At 68.9% G+C, this 24,659-nt stretch carries 20 protein-coding genes; 11 read left to right on the top strand and 9 right to left on the bottom strand.

All coding sequences use genetic code 11. The annotated features are described in order from the left end of the window. The first annotated feature begins 7 nt into the window (after positions 1–7). From KV396_RS06740 to pknB, 5 genes are all read left to right on the top strand, one after another. Positions 8–1,321, top strand: a complete 1,314-nt coding sequence (locus KV396_RS06740; protein ID WP_247957282.1) for a PP2C family protein-serine/threonine phosphatase — start codon at positions 8–10, stop codon at positions 1,319–1,321. Beyond that, entirely contained in the window at positions 1,318–2,703 is a 1,386-nt protein-coding gene (locus tag KV396_RS06735) for an FtsW/RodA/SpoVE family cell cycle protein (protein ID WP_247624022.1), read from the top strand. The genes KV396_RS06740 and KV396_RS06735 overlap by 4 nt, the downstream gene beginning before the upstream one ends. Next, a complete protein-coding gene (locus tag KV396_RS06730; protein ID WP_247957281.1) occupies positions 2,700–4,154 on the top strand; it encodes a penicillin-binding transpeptidase domain-containing protein in 1,455 nt (484 codons plus the stop codon). The genes KV396_RS06735 and KV396_RS06730 overlap by 4 nt, the downstream gene beginning before the upstream one ends. Further along, the gene (locus KV396_RS06725; protein ID WP_247957280.1) at positions 4,151–5,929 is read left to right on the top strand and encodes a protein kinase domain-containing protein; all 1,779 of its coding nucleotides are present in this window, start codon (positions 4,151–4,153) and stop codon (positions 5,927–5,929) included. Before KV396_RS06730 ends, KV396_RS06725 begins: the two co-directional genes overlap by 4 nt. A 120-nt stretch (positions 5,930–6,049) precedes the next feature. After that, positions 6,050–7,678, top strand: a complete 1,629-nt coding sequence (gene pknB, locus KV396_RS06720; RefSeq protein ID WP_247957279.1) for a Stk1 family PASTA domain-containing Ser/Thr kinase — start codon at positions 6,050–6,052, stop codon at positions 7,676–7,678. 22 nt (positions 7,679–7,700) lie between these two features. Here pknB and KV396_RS06715 read toward each other — a convergent pair whose 3' ends face one another. Genes KV396_RS06715 through KV396_RS06705 form a run of 3 tightly spaced genes read right to left on the bottom strand, consistent with a single transcriptional unit; the run spans position 7,701 to position 9,293 of the window. Further along, complete coding sequence (locus KV396_RS06715) at positions 7,701–8,330, bottom strand: anthranilate synthase component II (RefSeq protein ID WP_247957278.1); 630 nt, start codon at positions 8,328–8,330, stop codon at positions 7,701–7,703. Continuing rightward, positions 8,327–8,482: a hypothetical protein gene (locus KV396_RS06710; protein WP_247633394.1), complete on the bottom strand. Its 156-nt coding sequence runs from the start codon at positions 8,480–8,482 to the stop codon at positions 8,327–8,329. Before KV396_RS06710 ends, KV396_RS06715 begins: the two co-directional genes overlap by 4 nt. A gap of 16 nt (positions 8,483–8,498) precedes the next feature. Next, on the bottom strand, positions 8,499–9,293 hold the full coding sequence (locus KV396_RS06705) for a class E sortase (protein WP_247624027.1): 795 nt from the start codon (positions 9,291–9,293) through the stop codon (positions 8,499–8,501). A 102-nt stretch (positions 9,294–9,395) separates the two neighbouring features. On the opposite strand from KV396_RS06705, the gene KV396_RS06700 reads away from it, so the two are divergent. Next, a complete protein-coding gene (locus KV396_RS06700; RefSeq protein ID WP_247624028.1) occupies positions 9,396–9,635 on the top strand; it encodes a cell division protein CrgA in 240 nt (79 codons plus the stop codon). A 183-nt stretch (positions 9,636–9,818) separates the two neighbouring features. On the opposite strand, the gene KV396_RS06695 is transcribed toward KV396_RS06700, so the two are convergent. Both KV396_RS06695 and KV396_RS06690 read right to left on the bottom strand, forming a co-directional pair. After that, complete coding sequence (locus tag KV396_RS06695) at positions 9,819–10,721, bottom strand: rhomboid family intramembrane serine protease (protein ID WP_247957277.1); 903 nt, start codon at positions 10,719–10,721, stop codon at positions 9,819–9,821. A gap of 21 nt (positions 10,722–10,742) precedes the next feature. Next, on the bottom strand, positions 10,743–11,300 hold the full coding sequence (locus tag KV396_RS06690; RefSeq protein WP_247633396.1) for a peptidylprolyl isomerase: 558 nt from the start codon (positions 11,298–11,300) through the stop codon (positions 10,743–10,745). 146 nt (positions 11,301–11,446) lie between these two features. On the opposite strand from KV396_RS06690, the gene KV396_RS06685 reads away from it, so the two are divergent. Then, positions 11,447–11,971, top strand: coding sequence for a DNA helicase (locus KV396_RS06685; protein ID WP_247957276.1), 525 nt, complete (start codon positions 11,447–11,449; stop codon positions 11,969–11,971). Positions 11,972–12,036: 65 nt separating this feature from the next. Then, the gene (locus KV396_RS06680) at positions 12,037–12,465 is read left to right on the top strand and encodes an aminoacyl-tRNA deacylase (RefSeq protein WP_247957566.1); all 429 of its coding nucleotides are present in this window, start codon (positions 12,037–12,039) and stop codon (positions 12,463–12,465) included. 38 nt (positions 12,466–12,503) lie between these two features. Here KV396_RS06680 and KV396_RS06675 read toward each other — a convergent pair whose 3' ends face one another. Next, the gene (locus KV396_RS06675; protein ID WP_247624032.1) at positions 12,504–12,926 is read right to left on the bottom strand and encodes an NUDIX hydrolase; all 423 of its coding nucleotides are present in this window, start codon (positions 12,924–12,926) and stop codon (positions 12,504–12,506) included. 135 nt (positions 12,927–13,061) lie between these two features. Between KV396_RS06675 and KV396_RS06670 the strand changes: the two genes are divergently transcribed. Together KV396_RS06670 and KV396_RS06665 are read left to right on the top strand one after the other, a co-directional pair. After that, positions 13,062–13,523 (top strand): DUF1801 domain-containing protein, encoded by a 462-nt coding sequence (locus KV396_RS06670; RefSeq protein WP_247957275.1) that lies wholly within the window; start codon positions 13,062–13,064, stop codon positions 13,521–13,523. Positions 13,524–13,550: 27 nt separating this feature from the next. Beyond that, a complete protein-coding gene (locus KV396_RS06665) occupies positions 13,551–14,696 on the top strand; it encodes a M24 family metallopeptidase (RefSeq protein ID WP_247957274.1) in 1,146 nt (381 codons plus the stop codon). 37 nt (positions 14,697–14,733) lie between these two features. On the opposite strand, the gene KV396_RS06660 is transcribed toward KV396_RS06665, so the two are convergent. Continuing rightward, positions 14,734–15,183, bottom strand: coding sequence for an NUDIX hydrolase (locus tag KV396_RS06660; protein WP_247957273.1), 450 nt, complete (start codon positions 15,181–15,183; stop codon positions 14,734–14,736). A 230-nt stretch (positions 15,184–15,413) separates the two neighbouring features. After that, positions 15,414–21,458: a GH92 family glycosyl hydrolase gene (locus tag KV396_RS06655; RefSeq protein ID WP_247957272.1), complete on the bottom strand. Its 6,045-nt coding sequence runs from the start codon at positions 21,456–21,458 to the stop codon at positions 15,414–15,416. Between the two features lie 191 nt (positions 21,459–21,649). On the opposite strand from KV396_RS06655, the gene KV396_RS06650 reads away from it, so the two are divergent. After that, complete coding sequence (locus KV396_RS06650; RefSeq protein ID WP_247957271.1) at positions 21,650–22,660, top strand: LacI family DNA-binding transcriptional regulator; 1,011 nt, start codon at positions 21,650–21,652, stop codon at positions 22,658–22,660. Between the two features lie 71 nt (positions 22,661–22,731). Here KV396_RS06650 and ilvD read toward each other — a convergent pair whose 3' ends face one another. Then, on the bottom strand, positions 22,732–24,636 hold the full coding sequence (gene ilvD, locus KV396_RS06645; protein WP_247957270.1) for a dihydroxy-acid dehydratase: 1,905 nt from the start codon (positions 24,634–24,636) through the stop codon (positions 22,732–22,734). Positions 24,637–24,659: the final 23 nt, after the last annotated feature.

Genomic DNA, 24,659 nt, shown 5'->3' with positions numbered 1-24,659 from the left:
CGCCGGCATGGTCTTCGAGGGCTCGAGCGCCGCGATCTCCCATACGGGCAAGATCCGCTCCAACAACCAGGACTCCGGGTACTCCGGAGCCAACCTGTTCGTCGTCGCCGACGGCATGGGCGGTCACGCCGGCGGTGACGTCGCATCGAGCCTCGCGATCCAGCGCCTCGAACCGCTCGATCAGGCGTACGCCTCGACCGACGACGCGCAGGCATCGCTGCAGGCGGCGGCGACGACCGCGGCGGGCGATCTCATCCGCGCCGCGAAGGACCGCCCCGAGCTCGCGGGCCTGGGCACCACGGTCAGCGCGATCATCATGGTCGACGAGTACGCGGTCATCGGCCACATCGGCGACTCGCGCATCTACCTGTACCGCGACGACGCCCTGACGCAGATCACGGCCGACCACACCTTCGTGCAGCGGCTCGTGGACTCGGGCCGCATCACGCCCGAGGAGGCGCGCTACCACCCGCGTCGCTCGGTGCTCATGCGCGTGCTCAGCGACATGGACTCCGACCCCGAGCTCGACATGTTCGTCATGCCGACGCAGCCGGGCGATCGCTGGCTGCTCTGCTCCGACGGCCTCTCGGGGGTCGTCGACGAGAACCGCATCCTCAAGGCGATGCGCCTGGGCCTCGCGCCGGGGCGCACGGCCGACAACCTCCTCAAGCAGGCGCTCGACGGCGGCGCCCCCGACAATGTCACGATCGTGATCGTCGACGTCGGCGGACAGCATCCGCTCTCCTCCGGAACGCCCACGATCGTCGGCGCGGCCTCGAACCCCTCGGGCATCATCGTGCCGCCCGTGCGCGCCCCGCGCGGCAACTGGCTGCACCCGGTGCGCCAGGCGGCCAACGATCCCACCCACTTCGAACCGGCCGCCGAGTACCTCGAAGAACTCATCGAGGAGGATCGTCGGCGTGCGACCCGTCGCCGCGTCGGCTGGATCGCCGCGATGCTCCTGGTGCTCGCGATGCTCGGCTTCGCCGCGTTCGCGGCCTACAGCTGGACGCAGACCCGCTACTTCATCGGCGCCGACGACGACAGTGTGGTGATCTTCCAGGGCGTGCAGCAGAACATCGGCCCGATCACCCTGTCGACGCCCGTCGAAGACACCGACATCCTGCTCGCGAACCTGCCGGAGTACCAGCGCGCGTCGGTCGAGCGCACGATCACGGCCCGCTCGCTGTCGGATGCCATGGCCATCGTCGACCGTCTACGGGCGGGTGCCGATGCCAACGCGCTTCCGACCCCGCTCCCCACACCGACGCCGACGCCGACGCCTTCCGAGACTCCCGCCGAGGACGGAGGTGACGGATGAGCACCGACGTCTCCGCCGACACCGCGGTCCTCAAGGCGCTCAAGCGCATCCGCACCCCGCAGAAGCAGCGCAACCGCGAGTTCTGGCTGCTCCTGTTCGCCGTGCTGATCGCGGGCTCCGCGCTCACTCTCGTGCAGCTCGGCGCCCTCGGCACCGTCGACCCCGTCATCCTCGCGATCGGCGGCGGCCTGGCCGTGCTCGCCTTCGCCCTGCACATCGTGCTGCGGGTCGTGGCGTCGGATGCCGATCCCTTCGTCGTCCCGATCGCGACCCTGCTCACGGGGCTCGGCATCGCGATGATCTACCGGATCGACATCGCCAAGTCGTTCACCGGGTGGGATGCCTATTCGACGAAGCAGCTCGCCTGGACCGGCATCTCGTTGGCGGGCGCGATCGCCGCGGTGATCCTGCTGCGCAACTACCGCGTCCTCTTCCGCTACACGTACATCTTCGGCTTCGCGGGCATCGTGTTCCTGCTGCTGCCGTTCGTGCCCGGCCTGCGCATCCCCGACGCGAACGCGGCCGTGTGGGTGTCGCTCGGCGGGGCGTTCGCCTTCCAACCGGGTGAGATCGCGAAGATCTGCCTCGCGATCTTCTTCGCGGGCTACCTCGTGCGCACGCGGGAGAGCCTCACCTCGGTCGGCACGCGCTTCCTCGGTATGACCTGGCCGCGCATGCGCGAGCTGGGTCCGGTGCTGGTGGTGTGGCTGATCTCGCTCGGCATCATCGTGCTGCAGCGGGATCTCGGTACCGGAACCCTGATCTTCGGCATGTTCGTGGCGATGCTGTACGTCGCCACCGGCAAGACCAGCTGGGTCGTCATCGGCCTCGGGCTCGTGGCGGCGGGTGTCGCGCTCGCGACCCAGATCCTCAGCTACGTGCGCGGGCGCTTCATCAACTGGCTGTTCCTGTTCGACCCGAACCAGGTCGACCCCGAGCGTGCCGGCTACCAGCCCATGCAGGGGCTCTTCGGTCTCGCGCACGGCGGGATGCTCGGAACCGGTTGGGGACAGGGCCGGCCCTGGGTCACTCCCCTGGCCCACAGCGACTACATCATCACCAGCCTCGGTGAGGAGATCGGCCTGATCGGCCTGTTCGCGATCCTCTGCCTGTACATGGTGTTCGTCAGTCGCGGGGTGCGCATCGGTCTCGCCGGTCAGGACGACTTCGGCAAGCTGCTCGCGATCGGGTTCTCGTTCACGATCGCCCTCCAGGTCTTCATCATGGTCGGCGGTGTCACCCGCCTCATCCCGCTGACGGGTCTGACCACGCCGTTCCTCGCCGCGGGCGGTTCGTCGCTCGTCGCCAACTGGCTCATCGTGGCACTGCTGCTGCGCATCTCCGACGGCGTACGCCGCCAACCGAGGGTGGTGATCGGATGACCCGTGAGTTGCGTCGCCTGAGCATCGTGATGCTCTTCATGTTCATCGCGCTGTTCGCCGCCACCAGCTGGATCCAGGTCGTCGACGCCGATGCGCTGGCCCAGAACGACAACAACCAGCGCACGCGCCTCGACAGCTATGAGATCCAGCGCGGCTCGATCATCATCGACGGTACGAACGTCGCCACCTCCGTGCCGTCCGACGATCGCTATCAGTTCCAGCGCGTGTATGCCGACGCCGGCATGTGGGCGCCCGTCACCGGATACTTCAACGCCGCCCTCGATTCCCGCACCGGCATCGAGCAGGCGATGAACGCCGATCTCTCGGGAACCGGATCGAGCGCATTCTTCTCCGAGATCGAGCGCATCCTCTCCGGGCAGCCGCAGACCGGCTTCAGCGTCGAGCTCTCCCTCGATGCCGCGGCCCAGAAGGCCGCCTACGATGCGCTCGGCGGGCTGCAGGGCGCGGTCGTCGCGATCGAACCGAGCACGGGCCGCATCCTGGCGATGGTCTCGACGCCCGGTTTCGACACGAATCTGCTCGCCACGCACGATGCGGATGCCGCGAACTCGACCTACGACCAGCTGGTGCAGGATCCGCTCAAGCCGCTCTCCAACCGCGCGATCGCCGGCGACCTCAACCCGCCGGGCTCGACGTTCAAGCTCGTCGTTGCGGCCGCGGCCTACGCGAGCGGCGACTTCACGCCCGACTCCACGCTTCCGAACCCCGCGTCGTACACGCTTCCCGGGTCGAGCAACCGCGTCTCGAACGCATGGGGAGGCACCTGCGGCGGCGGTGAGACCGTCACGATCGCCGAGGCGATCCGCCTGAGCTGCAACATCCCCATGGCCGAGCTCGCGGTGAAGCTCGGAGACGACGCGATCCGCGAGATGGCGGAGAAGTTCGGCTACAACCAGAGCTTCGAGACGCCGCTCGTCTCGACCGCCTCGAGCTACCCGCGCGCGCTCGACGACGCGCAGACGGCCCTCTCCGGATTCGGACAGGGACAGGTCACGGCGACGCCGTTGCAGGTCGCGATGATCTCGGCCGGAATCGCGAACGACGGCCTGGTGATGAACCCGCGGATGGTCGATCAGGTGATCGGCAACGACCTCTCGGTCGTGCGTTCCTACGACGACACCGAGTTCGGCCGTGCGCTCGAGCCCGACATCGCCGACGAGGTGACGGATGCCATGGTCGCGAGCGTCTCAACGGGCGCTGCGCAGGGTGCAAGAATAGACGGGATCGACGTGGCCGGTAAGACCGGCACCGCTGAGAACGGAAACAAGCCGCACACGTTGTGGTTCACCGGCTTCGCGCCGGCGGACGACCCCGCTGTGGCGGTGGCAGTCGTCGTCGAAGACGGCGGAGGACAGGGTCAATCCGGATCCGGCGACACGATCGCCGCTCCGATTGCGAAGAAGGTCATAGAGGCGGTGCTGGGCAGATGAGACCGACGCAGGGTGTGTCGTTCGGTGGTCGTTACGAGCTGCAGTCGCGTATCGCGATCGGTGGCATGGGTGAGGTCTGGGAGGCGACGGATCACGTCATCGGACGTACCGTCGCGATCAAGATCCTCAAGGACGAGTACATGGGCGACCCCGGGTTCCTCGAGCGCTTCCGCGCCGAGGCCCGTCACGCCGCACTCGTCAACCATGAGGGCATCGCGAGCGTGTTCGACTACGGCGAGGAGAACGGCAGCGCCTATCTCGTCATGGAGCTCGTGCCCGGCGAGGCGCTGTCGACCGTGCTCGAGCGCGACGGCGCGCTGAGCGCCGACAAGACTCTCGACTTCGTCGCCCAGACGGCATCCGCTCTGCAGGCCGCGCACGCGGCGGGTCTCGTCCACCGCGACATCAAGCCGGGAAACCTGCTGATCACGCCCGATGGCCGCGTCAAGATCACCGACTTCGGTATCGCGCGCATCGCCGACCAGGTGCCGCTCACGGCCACCGGTCAGGTCATGGGAACCGTGCAGTACCTGTCGCCCGAGCAGGCCTCGGGTCACCCGGCCTCCCCCGCGACCGACACCTACTCGCTCGGCATCGTCGCCTACGAATGCCTTGCCGGGAAGCGCCCCTTCACGGGCGAGTCGCAGGTGGCGATCGCGATGGCGCAGATCAACGAGCAGCCGCCGCCGCTGCCGCCGACCGTGCCGATCCCCGTGCAGAACCTCGTGATGGCGATGATCGCGAAGAAGCCGAGCGACCGTCCGTCGTCGTCGGCCACCGTCGCACGCGCCGCCCAGGCGCTGCGCCGCGGCGACCTGAACTCCGCGGCGATCGCCGTGCCCGCCATCGCGACGGGCGGCGTCGCCGACGACGCGACGCGCATCCTCACCGCGAGTGGCGACGACGGGGCTACCCGCGTGCTGCCGACCACGGCGCAGCTCCCCACCGGAGCCGGCGACGACGAGGCGCCCGACGGCAAGAAGAAGAAGCGCAGCCCGTGGACGTGGCCGCTGGTCGCTCTGATCGCCCTGCTGGTGATCGTGCTCGGCGGAACCGTCTTCGCGCTCATGAACCAGGGCGACAGCGACGCCGACCCGACGCCGAGCACGTCGACCTCTCGCACCCCCACCCCGAAGCCCACTCCGACAGAGACGCAGACGCCCGCCCCGGAGCCGGTCGACGTCGATGCCCTGCAGTTGCCGGGTATGACGTGCGACGCGGCTCTCGCCGCCGCACGCGGTGCGGGCCTCGTCCCCAACTGCGTGACCGGAACGACCGTCGCCCCGTCCGCCGACCTCGTCGGCGCTGTCGAGCGCGTGGAGCCCCGTGGCTCGGTGGATGTGGGCAGTGACATCACGCTCTACCTCTACGCCGACCAGGCCGCGGTCGGAGCCCCGACCAACGCGCCGACGTTCTCGGGCACGTTCCTCGAGGGCGGCTCTGCGACGATCAACTGGACGGCGTTCTCCTGCCCGAACGGCACCGGAACCCTTTCCTCTTACGAGGTGACGATCACGAACGCATCCTTCGCGGGTCCCGGCCAGCCGGCCGTGACCACGAAGAGCTTCGGACCGAACGAGACCACGGCGGGAATCTCGATCAACACCGGCACGGCCGGGCAGGTCGTGACCGGCACCTACAAGGCGTTCTGCGGCGACCGCGAGTCCGGAAACTCCCCGCAGGGGCAGTCGACCGCCATCCAGGGAGCGGCCGTCGATCCGGGCAACGGCGACGACGGCGGAGACGGTGGGAACGGCGGGAACTCAGGCAACTGAGGGTAGCCTTTACTCCACCACACATCACGTCCAGTTGTCCCAGGGGGGTCATCCGTGTCCACAGAGCCACGCGTTCTCGCGGGTAGGTACCGCGTCGACGAGCTCATCGGGCACGGCGGCATGGCGAAGGTCTACCGCGGGTACGACCTGACCCTCGGGCGCGAGGTCGCGATCAAGATCCTCGATCCCGACCTGGCGCGCGACACCGCGTTCCGCACCCGGTTCCGGCTCGAGGCGCAGGCGGCGTCGCGCATGTCGCACCCCTCGATCGTGCGCGTCTTCGACGCGGGCGACTCGGCGGCGGATGCCTCGTCCGACGACCCGCCCTACATCGTGATGGAACTCGTCAAGGGCACGCTGCTCAAAGACATCATCGCGGCCGGCCCCGTGCCCCTCGACGACACGATCCGATACGTCGACGGCATCCTCGAGGCGCTGAACTACTCGCACCGTGCCGGCGTCGTGCACCGCGACATCAAACCGGGCAACGTCATGGTCACGCCCGACGGCAAGGTCAAGGTGATGGACTTCGGCATCGCCCGTGCCGTCTCCGACTCCTCGTCGACGGTCGCCGAGACCACGCAGATCATCGGCACGGCCGCGTACTTCTCCCCCGAGCAGGCCAAGGGCGAGCCCGTCGACGCCCGCGCCGACCTCTACTCCACCGGCGTGGTGCTCTACGAGCTGCTCACCGGTCGTCAGCCCTTCCGCGGCGAATCTCCCGTGGCGGTCGCCTACCAGCACGTCAGCGAAACCCCGGTGCCGCCGACCGAGCTCAACGAGGACTCCCCGGGCGCCCTCGATCCGATCGTGCTGCGCGCTCTCGCCAAGGACCCGTACCAGCGGTACCCGGATGCCGCGCACTTCCGCTCGGCTCTCGACGCCGCGGTCGCGGGCGAGGCTCCGACGCGCAAGCAACTGGGCGCACTGACGAGCGAGCTCTACGGTGCCAACCCGCGCCAGGCGCAGGAGACGGCTCGATCTCTGCGCCAGCTCAGCACCGACACGACGATGGCGCGCACGCAGTCCGGCCCGCCCGTGGCGTGGATCTGGGCCGGTGTGGCCCTTCTCGCCGTGCTCATCGCCTCGGTGCTGTTCTGGGTGGTCACGATGCGTCCCCCCGAGGTGCCGCAGACCGCTCGCGTGGTGCCCGACCTGGTCGACGTCGCCTCCGACCGCGCCCAGGCCGATCTCGCCGAACTCGATCTCGAGGCGAAACTGGTGCTCGAGACGAGCTCCGACATCGCCGAGGGCAACGTCACGCGCACCGATCCGCAGGCCGGTGTCGCCGTCGCGAAGGGCGACCTGGTCACCATCTACGTCTCGACGGGTCAGGAGACGGTCACCGTCCCGGCCATCGAGGGCATGGCGCTCGATGCCGCCCGTCAGGCACTGGCGGATGCCGGACTCGAACTCGGCACGGTCATCCAGAGGAACGAACCCGAGATCGCGGGCGACACGGTCATCGAGTCGAGCCAGCCCGCCGACGCCGAGGTCGCGCCCGGAACCGTGGTCAACCTCGTCGTCGCGAGCGGCAAGGTCACGCTGCGCAACCTCAGCGGCTTCACGATCGACGCAGCGACGGCCGAGCTCGAGGGTCTCAAGCTCATCGCGAGCCCGATCGACCAGGGGGAGTGCGCCGCGGGTGTCGCGCCGAACACGGTGATCTCGATGTCGGCAGCGCCCGGTGACGTGCCGGTCGGCTCGACGGTCGAGTTGCGCTTCTGCTCCACCGCCCCCGCCGGCTGACTCCGCCGGCTGACCCCGGGGGTCACACCAGGGGGTGGAGGCCCGTCGACCGCGCCACGGCATCCGTGTCGCCGGCGAGGGCGAGCCAGTTCGCCAGCAGGCGGTAGCCGCTCTCGGTGAGCACGCTCTCGGGGTGGAATTGCACACCGACGATCGGCAGGTCGCGGTGCGCGATGGCCATGACGGTGCCCGACGCCGTGTGCGCGGTCACGCGCAGCGCCTCAGGCAGATCGGATGCCGCGACCCCGAGCGAGTGATACCGCCCGACGTCGAAGGGCGAGCGGATGCCGTCGAACAGCGCCGACCCGTCGTGCACGACCGCCGACACCATGCCGTGCATGAGCTCGGGCGCAGCGGTCACCGGGGCGCCGAAGGCCTCGCCGATCGCCTGGTGCCCGAGGCAGACGCCGAGCAGCGGCATCCGTCGTTCGGCCGCGAGTCGTACGGCATCCACCGACACGCCAGCATCCGCCGGGGTGCCGGGGCCGGGGGAGAGGAGCAGGGCGTCGAACTCCGGAAGGAGCGCGTCGAGTTCGGCGGCGTCGACGGCGTCCGCCTCGATCATCGAGGTCTCGGCGCCGAGCTCGTGGAGGTAGCCGACCAGGGTGTGCACGAAGCTGTCGTGGTTGTCGACCACGAGCACCCGGGTCATTCGAGGTCGACCTCGCCGGGGTTGATGATGGGGCTGATCCACGGGAAGACGTACCAGAACAGCCCGTAGAGGATCGCGGCGACGACGACGAGCACGATGAGCAGGCGGATCCACCAGGGGCCGGGCAGCAGGCGCCAGATTGCGGCGTACATGTTTCTCCTCGTGCCTCTAGATGGACGGTGCGGCCGGGGGCGGCGGCGGGTCGGTCAGTGCCGGGGGCGGACCCTCGGCACGGGGCTGGAAGCTCTCGAACACTCCGTAGGCGACGATGCGCTCGGCCAGCGAGTACAGGGGAGAGCACGCGGTGAGGGTGATGTAGCGCTCACCGGTCGCGACCTCGGGCATCTGCGGCACGTCGGCGAGCACATCGGTCTGCGTCGGCTTGACGTACTCGAGGGTGCGGAAGCGGTAGGTGAACCAGCCGTCCTTCGTCTCGACGACGATCGCGTCGCCGATCTGGAGCTTGTCGAGCTGGTTGAACGGCTTGCCCCAGGTCGTGCGGTGCCCGGCCATCGCGAAGTTGCCGACCTCGCCCGGCATCTTCGAGTTCGTGTAGACGCCGATGCCGAGGTTGTCGAGCGTGCGGGCACGCGTCGTGCCGCCGTAGATGCCGTAGTTGTAGTCGGCACCGAAACGCGGGATGTGCATCTGACCGAGTTGCTCGGTGTCGGCGGGCGCGGCGGGGATCACCGGCTCGTAATACGTCGAGCCGTCGTCGCCTTCCACGAGCGGGGGGAGCTCGGGCGTGGGACCTGCGGCCCACTCGGCCGAGACGGCCGCGCCCTCTTCGTTCTTCTGGGCGGCGATGATGATGTCGCCGATCCACATCTGCCACGCGACGAACAGCAGAACGAGTACGCCGGCGGTGAGCAGGAGCTCCCCGAGAACGCTCGCGAACGTGGCGCGCGAACGTCGACGGGACCGTCGCGCGCGTCGCCCCCCAGGCACGACGGATGCAGTCATGGCGTGATCTTATCCCGTCGCGCTGTGGGAGCGCCGCGATCGTTGAGGAGCGCCTGGGCATCCGCACTCGGGATCATCACTCGATTTCGGTACAATGCTGGAATGGCACGAGACCGAAAGACCGAAGAACCCGCTGTCGAGCGCGCCGAAGGCGACGCCGCTCCCAACGCCGTGTGGTTCAAGCCGGTGATGATCGGCTTCATGCTGCTGGGCCTCGCGTGGATCCTCGTGTTCTACATCTCGGGCCAGCAGTTCCCGATCCCGGGTCTCGGCAACTGGAACCTCGGCATCGGCCTGGGCATCGCGCTGATCGGTTTCCTCATGACCACGCGCTGGCGCTGACCTCAGCGTCCACGACTTCCGAAGGCCCCTCGCTCCGGCGAGGGGCCTTCGTCGTTCCGAGCGGGGCTGTATCCCCAGGAACTCACAAGCCGCCCACAGAGTTATCCACAGGTCTATCCACACCTGGGGAGAATTACACGGGTGTTATTCACAGGTGTTAACAGAGTTGTTAACAACCCCTCATCAGGCCAGAATGATCAGCGGTGGAACGACGAAGACCACGACGAGCAGCACGACCGTCAGCGCCGCCAGAGCGACGATCTGCCAGATCCGCTGCTCTCGCCGCTTCGTCTTGACGATGATGTAGGCCACGAGGGCGCCCACGACGAGTCCGCCGAGATGGGCCTGCCACGAGATGCGCCCGCCGCCGAAGAAGAGCCCATAGACGAAATTGATGCCCAGGATCACCAGGAGTCCGGTGACATTGGCTCCGATGTGGCGGCCGATGATGAGCAGAGCCGCCATCATGCCGAAGATCGCACCGGATGCTCCGACCGTCGGCTGACTCGGGTCGAGAAGGGCGACCATCACCGAGCCACCGAGACCACTGATCAGGTAGAGCGCGAGGAAGCGCACCCGGCCGAGCATGGGCTCGAGGCTCTGACCGATCAACCACAGCGCGAGCATGTTGAGGGCGAGATGGATGAACCCGCCGTGCGCGAACACCGCCGTGAGCAGGCGCCAGGGCTGGAAAGGCGCTCCGGACAGATCGGGGTAGAGGTACGCGGCCGCGAACACCATCTGCTGCGTGAGCGCCTCGCCCACCCCGGGAATGAGCTGGATGAGACCGATCAACGAGGTCACCGCCAGGAGGGCGTACGTGACCAGAGGGCGTCCGCTGCGGGTGATCCCCATGACGGCGGCCGTCGAACCACCACCCCAGCGGCGCTCGGCGCGCTTCTGCGCGGGGGTGCGGTTCTTGCGCTCGGCCTTCATGCACTCAGGGCAGATCACCCCGACCGCGGCGGGCGTCTGGCATTCGCCGCAGATCGTGCGCAGGCAGCGCTGGCAGAGCACGAAGCTCTGCCGATCCGGATGCCGGTAACAGAAGTTGTCGCGATTGCTCGCGAACTCAGGCGTCGTCATCCGGATCGGCGATCGCTGTCGTCAGGCCGCGACGATGTCGATCGACTGGAGCACGACGGGCTCGATCGGGCGGTCGCCGGCAGCGGTGGGAACCGAGCCGATCTTGTCGACGACGGCCTTCGAGGCGTCATCGGCGACCTCGCCGAAGATCGTGTGCTTGCCCTTGAGCCACGGGGTCGGGTCGGTGGTGATGAAGAACTGCGAGCCGTTCGTGCCCTCGACCTCGCCCGTGATGGCGTTGCGGCGCAGGCCGGCGTTCGCCATCGCGAGGATGTACGGCTGGTCGAAGTTGAGCTCGGCGTTGATCTCGTCGTTGAAGTTGTAGCCGGGACCGCCGACGCCCTGACCGAGCGGGTCGCCGCCCTGGATCATGAAGTTCGGGATGATGCGGTGGAAGATGACGTCCTTGTAGAGGGGACCCTCGCCCGGCTTACCGGTCGCGGGGTGCGTCCACTCCTGGGTGCCGTCGGCGAGGCCGACGAAGTTCTTGACCGTCTTCGGGGCCTGGTCGCCGAAGAGGTTGATGACGATGTCACCGTGGTTGGTGTGCAGGGTTGCGACATGGGAAGCGTGAGGCATACGTCCATTCTCGCAGAGCTTCCCGTGTGTGAGCCGGGTTCTCCTGCACATCTCGGGATAAGTCAAGGGGTGGGCGATTCCCTCCCCCCGTACAGACTTGTCTGGCAGGATGGGGAACCCGTACTCCACATCGACAGGAGAGCATCGTGAGCCTCAGCCGCAAGCGGAAGAAGCAACTGCGTCGTCTTCAGAAGGACGCGAACCAGCTCTGGGAGGCGCAGCAGGAGCTCGTAGGGCACGCTGCCGGCGTCGCCCGAGAGGCCAGCCACCAGCTCGGACACTCCTACCGGGAGCAGGTCGTGCCGGTCGTTCAGGACGCCTACAACCGTCGCGTCGCCCCCGTGGTCGACCGCGGCGTGAAGATCGGCAAGCACGTGGTCGACGACAAGGTCGTGCCGATCGTCGGAGGCGTCGTGGGCACGGCCCTCAGCGCGTGGGACGTCGCCAACAACAAGCGTCACGGCATCGTCGCCCCGGTCTCGAAGAAGATCAAGAAGGCCCAGAAGGCCCACCAGAAGAAGCAGCAGAAGAACTCGGGCCTCGGCTCGATCGTCGCGCTGATCCTCGGTGCCGCCGCGGCCGCCGCTGTGCTCTACGCCGCATGGACGGCTCTGCGTGCGGACGATGAGCTCTGGGTCGCCGACGACCCGCTCTCCGCGCCCGACGCGTGAGCGCCGAACACTCCACCGACCCGCACGCGCGGGTCACCGACGCCGCCGCCGCTCGCGGTCTCGACATCGAGATCCGCGAGCGGCCGGAGGCGCGGAGCCTCTTCGAGGCAGCCGAGCTCCTGGGGCTCGACCCGTCCGGCATCGTGAAGACCCTCGTGGTCAAGCGCGCCGACGACACCTACCTGTTCGCCCTGATCCCGGGTGGACGCTCGATCTCGTGGCCCAAGCTGCGCGCCGTCGTGGGCGTGAACAAGCTGCGGCTCCCCGAAGCCGACCTGGCACTCGCCGCGACCGGTTACGAGCGGGGCACCATCGTGCCGATCGGCAGCACGACCGACTGGCCCGTCTACGCCGACGAGTCGATCGTCGGACAGCGCATCGCCATGGGCGCGGGAGCGCACGGATACAGCCTGTTCGTCGACGCCGACGACCTCATCGCCGCCTACGGCGCCACCGTCGCCGACATCTCGGTTCCCGAGGAACCCCGGGCCTGAGCATCCGCTCGCTCGTCGCCCGGTGAGGCGGCTCGCGGTCAGAAGATCCCGGCCATGCGCAGCGAGATGTCGACGAGCTTGACCCGCTGAAGCTCCGCGACCGCCGAGCGCGTGAACCATCCCGCCATGTCGGTCGACCCGTCGGTCTCGTAGCGCAGCTTGCCGCCCGTCACGGTCGCCCGGTAGACGATGCGGAGGGTGTGCAGAGGCTGATCGGCCTTGTGCACGCGCTGGCTCGCGGGGATGACCCGGGAGTGGATGCCGAGCAGCTCGCCGACCTTCACGGTGTACCCGGTCTCTTCGCGGAGCTCGCGGCGCACGGCGTCTTCGGGAGACTCCCCGGCCTCGAGACCTCCACCGGGCATCGTCCACGCGACGCGGCGGCCCTCGATCCAGCGCGCGAGGAGCAGGCGGTCGTCGTCGTCCGTGACGACCGCGTATGCCGCCACACGCAGGTCCATTCCCCCACACTAACCGGCGCTCACCGGGGGATCTCCGCGTATGACGGATGCCGCAGACGATCGATCACGAATCGAGAAGCCACGCGGCCCCCGGCATCCTTACGCTGAGATCACGCACCGATGAGAGGAGTCGTCATGGCCGACGACAAGAAGACCGACACGAAGAACTTCACCGCCGAAGAACGCGAGGCCATGCAGGCCGCCGCCCAGGAGGCCAAGGCGAAGCGCTCCCGCGCGAAGAAGTCGCCCGAGGAGCAGCGCGCGGCAGGGGAGGCCGACCTGCGGGAGGCGATCGCCAAGCTGCCCGACGAGAACGACAAGAAGCTCGCCACCGCGCTGCACGAACTCGTCATGGAGGTCGCGCCCGACCTCATGCCCCGCACGTACTACGGCATGCCCGGGTGGGGGAAGGACGGCAAGGTGCTGTGCTTCTTCCAGCCCGCGAGCAAGTTCAAGGTGCGTTACGGCACGTTCGGCTTCGAGCCCATCTCGAACCTCGACGAGGGCACGATGTGGCCGACCGCCTATGCGCTGCTCGAACTCACCCCGGCGAACCGCACGCTGCTCACCGAGCGCATCCGTCTCGCCATCAGTTGAGGCCCGCGGCGGAGTAGCGTGGGCCGGGTGAGCACTCCGCCCTTCTCCTCCTCCGTATACTCCGCCCGTCTCGAGCGGGCATCCGCTCTCGCCGCCGAAGCGGGGCTCGACGCCGTCATCGTCGGCCCCGGTCCCGACCTGCAGTACCTGGTCGGCGTCGAGGGAGACACGATCGAGCGGTTAACTGCTCTCGTGATCGGGCCCGGTATCGCGCCGACCGTTGTCGTGCCCCGCATGGAACTCGCGAAGGTGCGCAGCACGGCGGTCGGCACGCTCGGCCTCGCCGTGTCGGACTGGGTCGACGGCGAGAACCCGTACGACCTGGTCGCGGCCGCCGTCGGCTCGGTGGCCGTCGGATCGGTGGCCGTCGGATCGGTGGCGCGGGTCGGGGTGTCGGATGCCCTGCCGGCCCTGCACGTGATCCCGATCGGCGAGCGACTGGGCGTGCGTCTCGAGCTCGCGACGCCCGTGCTGCGGGAGGGTCGCATGATCAAGGATGCCGCCGAGGTCGCCGAGCTGCGTCGGGCGGGCGACGCGATCGACGCCGTGCACCGCCGAGTGCCCGAGTGGCTGCGCGCCGGTCGCACCGAACGCGAGGTCGCCGCCGACATCGCCCGGGCCATCGTCGCCGAGGGCCACCAGACCGTCGAGTTCGTGATCGTGGGGTCGGGGCCGAACGGCGCGGACCCGCATCATGAGGTGTCGGATCGCGTGATCGAAGAGGGCGACATCGTGGTCGTCGACATCGGGGGAGCGGTGCCCAGCGGCTACAACTCCGACAGCACGCGCACCTATGCGGTCGGCACCCCCGATCCGGAGGCGGCCGAGCGCATCGCCGTACTCGTGCGCGCGCAGCAGGCCGCAGTGGACGCCGCACGGCCCGGGGTCACGGCATCCGAGGTCGACGACGCCGCCCGGCAGGTGCTCGCGGATGCCGGGCTGGGCGAGGCCTTCCTGCACCGCACGGGTCACGGCATCGGCGTCTCCGTGCACGAGGAGCCCTACATCGCGCCCGGAAACGACCTTGTGCTGCGCGAGGGCATGGCCTTCAGCATCGAGCCGGGCATCTACTTCTCGGGGGAGTGGGGCGCCCGCATCGAGGACATCGTCGTGCTCACCGCCGACGGCTGCGAGCGCCTCAACACCTCCGAGCACTCCCTGCGCTCGGTCTGAGCGCTCGCGCGGGGTGGGGGCGCTGGGACAGGAGAACTCAGCCGGCGAGCGGGTGCCAGTGGCGTTCGGTCAGCGTCGCGAGATCGACCCAGGTGCCGTCGATGATCGGGGCGTCCGGTGACGCCCACACGCCGAAGTGGGCGCGCGGAGTCGGCCAGGGGTAGTCGTCCACCGGACGCTCGACGACGTTGCGCACGGCACCGACGAACGCGAGATCGGCACCGAGACCCGCCACCTCCGCGGCGAGCGCGCGGATCTCGACCGATCCGTCGAGGTCGTTCGCAGCCGTCAGTCGCGTCGGGAGGTCGAGCTTTCTCGTCCCCGCCCGGGGGACGCAGAACACCTCGTCACCGCGGCGCAGGAGCAGCCTCACCATCGACATCGGGCTCGGCGGAACCTCCCGCTGCACGACTTCGGCCCGGCCACCCGGCGGGAGCCACGAGGCATCCGACGTCACGCGGACGACGATCTCGTGCTCGGCATCCATCCCGCGAGCGTACCGGGCGGTCTCATGGTGGGACGCTTCGACAGGCTCAGCGACCCAGCACCCGTGAGGGGTCACAACACGCCGCGAGCGGATGCCGCGGCACGGCGTGTCTTGACCCCTCACCGCAGGAACTGGGTCCCTGAGCCTGTCGAAGGGCCCGCCACGAGAAAGGCGAAGCCGCCCTCCCCCGGGGGCGGGGAGGGCGGCTTCTGTGGGGAGTGGAGCGGGGGTTAGGACTCCACGCGGCGCCGGCGCAGCACCAGCACGCCACCGGCGGCGAGCAGGAGCAGCAGCACCGCGATCGCGGCGATCGGGACGGTTCCGCCGGTTCCGGCGAGCCCGTCGCCGCCACCACCGCCACCGACCGGTGCGGCAGTGACCGTGAGAGCGCCTTCCGCGGTCAGACCGGAGTCTGCTCCGACGGCGATCAGCGTGTGGGCGCCGACCTCCGCGTTCGTCGGGATCGTCACCTGGAGTCGGAATGCTCCGGACTCGTCGGCGACGGCATCCGTCAGGTGGATCGGCTCGGAGTGCAGCGTCAGCGACACGACCTCACCCGACGCGAACCCGCGACCGGTCACCTGCACCGTGCCACCCTGCTGCACGGTCGACGCTCCGATCACGAGCTCGGCCTCGAGCACCGGGGTGTCGCGCACGTCGATCGTGAGAGGTGCCGACTCCGAGGCGCGGAACGCCGTGTCGTCGGACGGCACGAACCGAGCGATGTAGGTGTGCGCACCCGAGGTCGCGATGGTGATATCGGCCGTGGCCGTGCCACCGGTGACCTCCGCCGAGCCGACGATCTCGTCGCCCTCGAAGAAGTCGACCTTGCCGGCGGCGCCCGCGGGCTTCACCGTCGCGATCAGCGGGATCGACTCGCCCGCGACCGGGTCGTCCGATCCGGCCGACAGCGAGACCGACGTGTTGCGCGGGGCCGTCGGGTCGACCGCCACCTGCACCGCTCCGCGAGCCTCGACCTTCGAGACGTCGCCGAGCGCCACCACCGGGTGCGCGCCGTCGATGGCATCCACCGGAACCGTGATCTCGGCACTGATCGCACCGTTCCCATCGGCCTTCACGACCACCGGGGTCTCCGAGTCGATGCGCACCGACACGTTCTCTCCGACGGCGAAGCCCGAACCCGTGATGGTCACCCGGTCTCCCGGGGCGACCGTGCCCTCGGGCACCTGGATCTCGGGGGCGTACTCGGGCTCGGGGTCGACGACCCCGATCTCGAGCTGCGCATCCGCCGACCGCACGCCGTCGTCGGCCGTAACGGTCACCGTGTAGGTGCCGGCGGTGGCGTAGGTGTGCGTTCCCGTGACCGCGCCGTCGGCGATCGTCACCTCGGCGACGGGAGTTCCGTCGCCCCAGTTGACGAGTGCCGACGTGTCGCCCTGACCACCGGCGATCGTCGCGAGCGTCGCGTCGAACTCCTCGCCCGCGATCTGACCGTCGACCGTTCCGGCCGTGACGCTCAGGGGAGCTGCTGCCGTGCGGTCGCCGTCCGAGGCGAGAGCGAAGATGTGCACGCGTCCGTCGTTGAGCGAACCCGCCTCCTTCGGCATCGTGAGCGACTCGACCACCTTCGGCGCACCGTCTCCATCGACCGCCAGCGGGATGCCGGCGGTGGCGTAGATGGCGGTGTTCTTCACCGAACCCTCGGGACCCGTGCCCGAGAGGCGGCCCTCCGAGATCGTCAGCACCGTGTTGCCCTTGTAGGGGTTGCCGGATGCACCGACCCAGTCGCCCAGGCTGATCGTCACCTGCTGCGTCGTGCCATCGGTGAAGTGCAGCGTCGCGACCGAGTCGCGGTTGCTCTCGGTGGCGGTTCCGATGAACGCGATCTGCGTGGCACCGGTGCCGAGCGACACCTTGACCGTCTGACCCTCGCCTGTGATGTTGTCGGGCTGGCCGGCCGGGATCGCCGGCAGGTCGTAGGTCAGCGTCGTGTTCGGGACGGTCAGGGTCTGACCCTGCACGAAGCCGTCGGCGTTGATCTTGTCGCGGAAGTACCCGTGGCCCTGCGAGTCGCAGTTCGCGGCCGTGACGTTGAGGTCACCGATGCAGACGTTGTTGAAGGCGCCGACCAGCGTCTCGTCGCGGAACGCGGTCACCGTCGCCGTGGTCTGCGCCACCGCTCCGGCCGAGTCCCGCACCGTGATCGCTGCCGAGTACGTGCCCGGCTTCGCGAAGGTGTGCGGTGCGCTCACCTTCCAGCCACCCAGGTCGTCGCGCGTCAGCGTCACGTCGGTCACCGCGACACCGTCGCCGTAGTCGACCGTGACGGTGTAGCCGGAGGCATCCGTCTCGGTCCCGACGATGGTGGCGAGGGTTCCCGTGAACTCGGTGTCGACCGCGACCCGCTGCGGCGACCCGGCCGAGATGGCGAGACCGTCGGCGGCGGATGCCGAGGCGAACAGTTCGACCTCCGAGAGCGCGAGCGTCGGGGCATCCGTCTTCAGCGTCAGCTTCACGCTCGTGAAGCCGTCCTGGTTCGCGGTCGTGAACGGTCGCGTCTGCGTGTCCCAGGTGAAGGACTGCGCCGTGCGGCTGTCGATCTCGGTCCAGGTGGTGCCGTCGACCGAGCCCTCGAGCGTCCAGCTCGACGGCGCGTTCGCCCTGTTCGCACTCGTGAGCGTGTACTGGCCGATCGAGACCGGACCGGACTGCGACGTCCAGACGAGTTCGGCGGTGTCGCCCGTGAACGCCACGTTGGAGCTCATGTTGTCGTCGACGAGCGACCCGACGGGGGTTCCGTCGGTGGCCGTCAGCACGCCGCGTCCGGCCTTCGTCGCGTCGACCAGGGTCGCGGGCACGTCGAGCTCCTCACCGAGGTCCTTCGCACCCCACGCCGAGGGCGTGTCGCTCATCGTGAAGTCGAGCGTTCCGCCTGCGCGGACGAGGTCTCCGTCGAAGGTGGTCTCGGTGATCGGGGTGCCGTTGATGCTGACGCCCGCCACGTAGTCCTTGCCCGCGGACGCGCCGGGGGCGTTGATGACGAGCTTCTTGCCGCCGATGTTCAGCGTCGCGCTGTCGAACAGCGGCGTACCGATCGTGTAGTCGCCGGAGCCGACCTCGAGCGGGTAGAAGCCGAGCGCCGAGAAGACGTACCAGGCCGAGAACTCGCCGTTGTCCTCATCGCCCGGGTAGCCCTGGCCGATGTCGTCGCCGATGAAGAGGCGGTCCTGGATGTCGCGGATCAGCTCCTGCGCACCCGAGGGGTCGCCCGCCTCGGCGAGCACGTAGGGGATGTGGTGCGCGATCTGGTTCGACATGCCGAGCATGCCCAGTCGCACGTCACGCGCCTCGCGCGCCTCGTGGATGCCGGAGTAGTCGGCCTTCTCGCGCACGGTGAGGAAGTCGTGCATGACGTCGACCAGGCCCTGGCGTCCGCCGTAGAGCGCGGCCAGGCCGTCGACGTCGTGCGGCGCGTGGAAGCCGAAGGTCCAGGCGCTCGCCTCGGTGAAGGCACCGCCCCACGCCTTCTTGTCGAAGTCGGCACCCGAGGTCCACGAGCCGTCGGCGTTGCGCGAGGTGAACGTGCCCGCTTCCGGGTTGAACATCTCGCCGTAGTGCTCGGCGCGCGCCTCGAAGTACGTCGCCTCCTCCTTCAGCTGAGCGACGCGGTCGGCGGGGGTGTTCGGGTCCTCCGACAGGGCCTTCGCCATCTCGGCGATACCGAAGTCGTTGATGTATCCCTCGAGACCCCACGACGCGCTCTCGTGGGTGGTGGCCTCGGTGTAACCGAGGAAGATCGACTGCCCGAGCCCCTTGCGGCCGACGGCGTTGGATGCCGGCAGCACGGTCGCGTTCTTGACCGCGGCGTCATAGGCCTCGAGTGCCGTGTCGGTCGAGAGGGCGCCCGCGAGGTACGCCTCGGCGAACGCGACGTCGGAGCTCGTGCCGGTCATCAGGTCGGCGTAGCCGGGAGACGACCAACGTGCGATCCATCCGCTGTCGCGGTACTGCTGCACGAAGCCGTCGACGAGCTCTTCGGTCACGTCGGGGTAGAGCATCGAGTACAGCGGCCAGGCGGTGCGGTACGTGTCCCAGAAGCCGTTGTTGACGTAGATCTTGCCGTCGACGATCTTGGCGTTGGTCTGGGTGTCGCTCGCCGAGCCGGTCGTACCGGCCACGGGGCTCGCGTACTTGTAGACCGGGTCGGCCTCGGTGCCCGTGTTCTCGAACTGCGAGTTCGGGTACAGGTTGAGCCGGTACAGGCTCGAGTAGAGGGTGATGAGCTGGGTGTCGGTCGCACCCTGCACGTCGTCGACGACGGCGAGGCGCTCGTTCCAGGCATCCTTCACCGCGGCGTGGGCGTCGTCGAACGAGACGTCCTTCAGTTCGAAGTCGTGGTTCTTCTTCGCCTGGTCCTGCGAGATGAACGACGACGAGATGCGCAGCTCGACCGAGCGGTCACCGGTCGTGTCGAACGAGGCGAAGCGGGCGGTGCCGTTGCGGTCGCCGACGGTCGTGGGGCCGGCCGTCGCGGGTGCGCGGTCGAAGGTGCCGTAGACGAACATGCGGGTGCGTCCTGGCCAGCCGGAGCCGCCGTCGACCCAGCCGCTGACCGTGTCACCCGAGATCGAGAGCTTCGACGAGTTCACGAGCTGATCGATGAGGATCGAGCTCGCGTCGCCGGCGAACTCGAAGCGGTAGATCGCGCCGTGGTCGGTGGCGGTCACCTCGGTGCGGATGCCGTTGTCGAAGGTGACGTCGTAGATGTCCGGCCGCGCGATCTCGTTCTCGTGCGTGAACGTGAGCTTGCGGTCGTTCAGGTTCGAGGTCGGGTTGGCGTTCGCGGCGGGGAGCACGGCGAGCTGGTTGCGGTCGCCCATCCAGATGCTCGGCTGGTGCGAGAAGCCGATGCCGTTGAGTCCGGGGTTGTTCTGCGCATTGTTGGCGCGCTGGTACTGGTAGATCGTTCCGGTGTTGTCGGCGTTCGTCATCGGGGTGATGAAGTTGAAGCCGTTGGGCCATGCCGTCGCGGGCAGGTTGTTGCCGCGGGAGAAGCCGCCGGTCGAGTTCGTGCCGCGGCGGGTGTCGACGTACGACACGAGTCCGTCGGAGTCATCGAGCGGGGTCGCGGCGTCGATCTCGACGTCGTCGAGCCAGCCGGTGAACGCGGTGGCCGCGGTCGGCGCCTCGATGTTCTTCACGTCCGCGCCCGGGTGGGAGTAGGTGAAGCGGATGTCTTCGACGGTGCGACCCTCGAAGGCTCCGAGGTCGACGGTGACCTTGTTCCACTGGTTGGGCCAGAGCCTGTTCGAGCGGCCCTGCTCGGTGGCGGTGACGGGGTAGCCGTACGAGTCGGTCACGCCGGGGGTCGCGGCGAGGGTGGTGCCGTCGTCGAAGGCGAGATCGACGGCCACGAAGGTGGCCGCGTAGGTCTGCTCACCGTCGAGCACGGGGAAGACGAGGTACGACAGCTGGCTGTCGCCGTCAACGGTCACATCGACGTTCTCGTAGAGCGTCGTGGTCGACGATGCAGCGCCGGCGTCGAGGTGGCGCCCGGAGTACTGCAGCGCCTTGGTGCCGGTGAAGCCGACGCCGGTCTTGGCGGTGTCGGACGCCGTCGGGCCGTTCCCGACGACGACACGCAGGTCGCTCGCGGTCGGGGCGCCGTCGCTCACCGCGATGGGCTCGAAGTCGGCGAGCTGGATGAGGTTCGTGGTGGGCGTGCGGTTCTCGGTGATGTCGAGACGGTAGTAGAGGAACGGCGCGCTCGGCGCCGCCAGTTCGAACGTGCGGGTCTGGCCGCGCGCGGTGAACATCTCACCGCTCCGCTCGTCGACCGGGGTCCAGTCGGTGCCGTTGTTCGAGCCCAGCACGCGGAAGTTCTTCGGGTCGCGCTCCTGCGCGTCGCCGCCCGAGGTGAGCGTGTACTTCTGCAGCGGCTGCGCGGCGGTGAGCTGGTACTGCAGCCACCCCTTGTTCACGAAGGCGAGCCACTTGGTCGAGGCGTTGGCGTCGGCGGCGAACACGGCGGCTTCGTTCGGCGCGTTCTGCGCCGAGGCCGTGACACCGTTCGGCGCGATCGCGGGCAGCATGCTGCCGGGCGCGAATCGGTTGCCGGTGATGTTGACGGCTTCACCGGTGCCCGTGAGTGCGGGCACGGCATCCGTCGATTCGAAGGACGACGAGAACGTCCCTCCTGCTGCAGCCGCCGCGGGGAGCGGCGTCAGCATGGCCAGGGTCACCGTCACGGCGGCGCCGGCGGCCGCCCAGATGCGACCTGCGGGTCGTGCGTTCCTCTTACGGGGAACAGTCATGGTTGCTCCTCAAACTCCACTGCGGTGTGTCGTTCGCCTGTCGCAGATACCGGGGGGCGGGCTGCGCGACGTTTATGACATCGCTGTCATAGATCGAGACACTAACACAGCGGATGCCGTGGGCGGAAGATGCATCCCCCATCGGATCACCCGTCATAATGAGCAGATCGCTCGAGGCGGTAGAGGAACAGATGACACCACACGAAGACGGGGCCGCACCCCGCCCCACGCTCGCGCAGGTCGCCGCACGCGCCGGCGTGAGCCTGAAGACGGCATCGCGTGCACTCGGAGGCGAGTCGTACGTCAGCGAGAAGACCCTCACGAGCGTGCTCGCCGCGGCCGCCGAGCTCGACTACCAGCGCAACGCCGCCGCGAGCCTCCTCGCCAGCGGTCGTCTCGCGGATTCGCTCGGACTCATCACCGGAGACTTCACCAACCCGTTCTACTCGGCTCTCGCCCAGGCCGTCGAAGACGAGATCCGCCCGCGCGGCATGCACCTGTCGGTGGCGAACTCCCGCGAGTCCGCCGAGCAGGAGAAGCGCGTCGCGCACGACCTCGCCGACCGGCAGACCAAGGCGGTCATCACGGTTTCGGCGATGACCGATCACGCCGACTACGCGACGCTGCAGGCCCGCGGCATCCCGGTCGTCTTCGTCGACCGGCCGGCCGAGAATCTCGCCGCCGACTCCGTCGTGTTCGACAACCGCGAGGGCGGGCGCCTCGTCGCCCAGCATCTGATCGATCGCGGACACCGGCGCATCGCGTTGATCGGCGACTACGCCTGGCTGCCCACCTACCGGGCCCGTCTCGCCGGCATGGGCGACGTGCTCGACGGCTCACCGGTCGCCTGGCGCGAGCTGCTGCGCACCGACGCGCACGACGTCGCATCGTCACGGGAGTGCGTGCGCGAACTGCTCGCCCTCGACGAACCTCCGACCGCGATCGTCGCCGGCAACAACCGCGTGCTGCTCGGCGTCATGGAGGAGATCGCGACGACGGATGCCCCGCCCGCCGTGATCGGCTTCGACGACCCGGAGTGGGCGACGGTGCTCGGCATCAGCGTCGTGACCGGCGACGTCGAAGAGCTCGGACGGTCGGCCGCACGCCTGGCTCTCGCCCGCCTCGGCGACCGCACCCGCGAACCCGAGAGCGTGGTGGTGCCGATGCGCCTGATCGAGCGGACGTCGACCCGCTCACAGTGATCGTGAGGGGTCACGACACGCCGCAGGCGTGCAGTCGCGAGCGGCGTGTTCTGACCCCTCAGCGTCGGGTTTCAGACGAGCGCGGACGCCCGGCGAACCTCCTGCTCGCGCAGGGCCTTCTCGACCGCCTCGACGTCGCGCACCGCACCGCGGTCGGCCGAGGTCGCCATGGCCGCGTAGGCGCGCAGCGCCAGGGAGACGGGGCGCTGACGGTCGACGGGACGGTACCCACCGGCGTCCAACAGGCGCGCGCGGCGCTGCTCGAGCTCGGCCTCGCTGACCTCGAGGGTCATGCCGCGGGTGGGGATGTCGATCGAGATGATGTCGCCGTCCTCGACGAGCGCGATGACGCCGCCGGATGCCGCCTCGGGCGAGACGTGCCCGATCGACAGACCCGAGGTGCCGCCCGAGAAGCGGCCATCGGTGATGAGGGCGCACACCTTGCCCAGTCCGCGGCCCTTGAGGAACGACGTCGGGTGCAGCATCTCCTGCATGCCCGGGCCGCCCTTGGGACCCTCGTAACGGATGACGACCACGTCGCCCGGCTGGATCTTCTTGCCGAGGATTTTCGCGACCGCCTCCTCCTGCGACTCGCACACCACCGCCGGGCCCGAGAAGACCAGGATCGACGGGTCGACGCCCGCGGTCTTCACCACGGCGCCGTCGACGGCCAGGTTGCCCCGCAGCACGGCCAGACCGCCGTCGACCGAGTAGGCGTGGTCGACATCGCGGATGCATCCGTTCTCGCCGTCCTCGTCGAGAGCCGCCCAGCGCTCCGACTGCGAGAACGCGCTCGACGAGCGCACGCCACCGGGAGCCGCGAACCACAGATCCTTCGCGACGTCGGTCGCCTTTCCGCCACGGATGTCCCAGTCGTCGAGCCAGGCCGCGAACGACTCCGAGTGGATGGTGCTCACGTCTTCCTTCAGCAGACCGCCACGACGCAGCTCGCCGAGCACGGCGGGGATGCCGCCCGCACGGTGCACGTCCTCCATGTAGTACATGCGGCCGTAGGCCGGGTTCGGGGCGATCTTGGCGAGGCAGGGCACGCGGCGCGAGATCGCATCGATCTCGTCGAGACCGAAGTCGATCCCGGCCTCGTGGGCGGCGGCGAGCAGGTGCAGGATCGTGTTCGTCGATCCGCCCATCGCGATGTCGAGCGCCATCGCGTTCTCGAACGCGGCGAAGCTCGCGACCTCGCGCGGCAGCACCGAACGGTCGTCCTCGTCGTAGAAGCGACGGGTGATCTGCACCGCGACCTCGCCGGCCTTCTCGTACAGCGCGCGACGAGCGGTGTGCGTGGCGAGCACCGAACCGTTGCCTGGCAGGGCGAGGCCCAGCGCCTCGACGAGACAGTTCATCGAGTTGGCGGTGAACATGCCCGAGCACGATCCGCAGGTCGGACAGGCGTTCTCCTCGATGCGCTGGATGTCGGCATCCGACACCGTGTCGTTCGCGGCCTCGGAGATCGCGTCGACCAGGTCGAGGGTGCGCACCGATCCGTCGACCAGCGTCGCACGACCGGCCTCCATCGGACCACCCGAGACGAAAACCGTCGGGATGTTCAGACGCAGCGCGGCCATGAGCATGCCGGGGGTGATCTTGTCGCAGTTCGAGATGCACACGAGCGCGTCGGCCTGGTGCGCGTTGACCATGTACTCGACCGAGTCGGCGATCAGGTCGCGCGACGGCAGCGAGTAGAGCATGCCGCCGTGACCCATGGCGATGCCGTCATCGACGGCGATCGTGTTGAACTCGCGGGGGATGCCGCCCGCCGCCGAGATCGCGTCGGAGACGATGCGTCCGACCGGCTGCAGGTGCGTGTGGCCGGGCACGAACTCGGTGAAGCTGTTCGCCACGGCGATCATCGGCTTGCCGAAGTCGGCGGCGTTGACGCCGGCGGCGCGGAAGAGGGCGCGGGCTCCGGCGGCGTTGCGGCCATGCGTGACGGTGCGGGAACGAAGAGGGGTGGGCATGGTTCCACTTTCGCGGGACGGGA

The organism is Microbacterium galbinum (assembly GCF_023101185.1).
Lineage (GTDB): Bacteria > Actinomycetota > Actinomycetes > Actinomycetales > Microbacteriaceae > Microbacterium > Microbacterium galbinum.
This window is presented reverse-complemented; position numbering and strand designations above follow the sequence as displayed.

Bases quoted from the DNA above. Each gene is read 5' to 3' on its own strand.
- KV396_RS06740 (WP_247957282.1), top strand. From the start codon at position 8: ATGGTCTTCGAGGGCTCGAGCGCCGCGATCTCCCATACGGGCAAGATC.
- KV396_RS06735 (WP_247624022.1), top strand. From the start codon at position 1,318: ATGAGCACCGACGTCTCCGCCGACACCGCGGTCCTCAAGGCGCTCAAG.
- KV396_RS06730 (WP_247957281.1), top strand. From the start codon at position 2,700: ATGACCCGTGAGTTGCGTCGCCTGAGCATCGTGATGCTCTTCATGTTC.
- KV396_RS06725 (WP_247957280.1), top strand. From the start codon at position 4,151: ATGAGACCGACGCAGGGTGTGTCGTTCGGTGGTCGTTACGAGCTGCAG.
- pknB (WP_247957279.1), top strand. From the start codon at position 6,050: ATGGCGAAGGTCTACCGCGGGTACGACCTGACCCTCGGGCGCGAGGTC.
- KV396_RS06715 (WP_247957278.1), bottom strand. From the start codon at position 8,330: ATGACCCGGGTGCTCGTGGTCGACAACCACGACAGCTTCGTGCACACC.
- KV396_RS06710 (WP_247633394.1), bottom strand. From the start codon at position 8,482: ATGTACGCCGCAATCTGGCGCCTGCTGCCCGGCCCCTGGTGGATCCGC.
- KV396_RS06705 (WP_247624027.1), bottom strand. From the start codon at position 9,293: ATGACTGCATCCGTCGTGCCTGGGGGGCGACGCGCGCGACGGTCCCGT.
- KV396_RS06700 (WP_247624028.1), top strand. From the start codon at position 9,396: ATGGCACGAGACCGAAAGACCGAAGAACCCGCTGTCGAGCGCGCCGAA.
- KV396_RS06695 (WP_247957277.1), bottom strand. From the start codon at position 10,721: ATGACGACGCCTGAGTTCGCGAGCAATCGCGACAACTTCTGTTACCGG.
- KV396_RS06690 (WP_247633396.1), bottom strand. From the start codon at position 11,300: ATGCCTCACGCTTCCCATGTCGCAACCCTGCACACCAACCACGGTGAC.
- KV396_RS06675 (WP_247624032.1), bottom strand. From the start codon at position 12,926: ATGGACCTGCGTGTGGCGGCATACGCGGTCGTCACGGACGACGACGAC.
- KV396_RS06670 (WP_247957275.1), top strand. From the start codon at position 13,062: ATGGCCGACGACAAGAAGACCGACACGAAGAACTTCACCGCCGAAGAA.
- KV396_RS06660 (WP_247957273.1), bottom strand. From the start codon at position 15,183: ATGGATGCCGAGCACGAGATCGTCGTCCGCGTGACGTCGGATGCCTCG.
- KV396_RS06655 (WP_247957272.1), bottom strand. From the start codon at position 21,458: ATGACTGTTCCCCGTAAGAGGAACGCACGACCCGCAGGTCGCATCTGG.
- KV396_RS06650 (WP_247957271.1), top strand. From the start codon at position 21,650: ATGACACCACACGAAGACGGGGCCGCACCCCGCCCCACGCTCGCGCAG.
- ilvD (WP_247957270.1), bottom strand. From the start codon at position 24,636: ATGCCCACCCCTCTTCGTTCCCGCACCGTCACGCATGGCCGCAACGCC.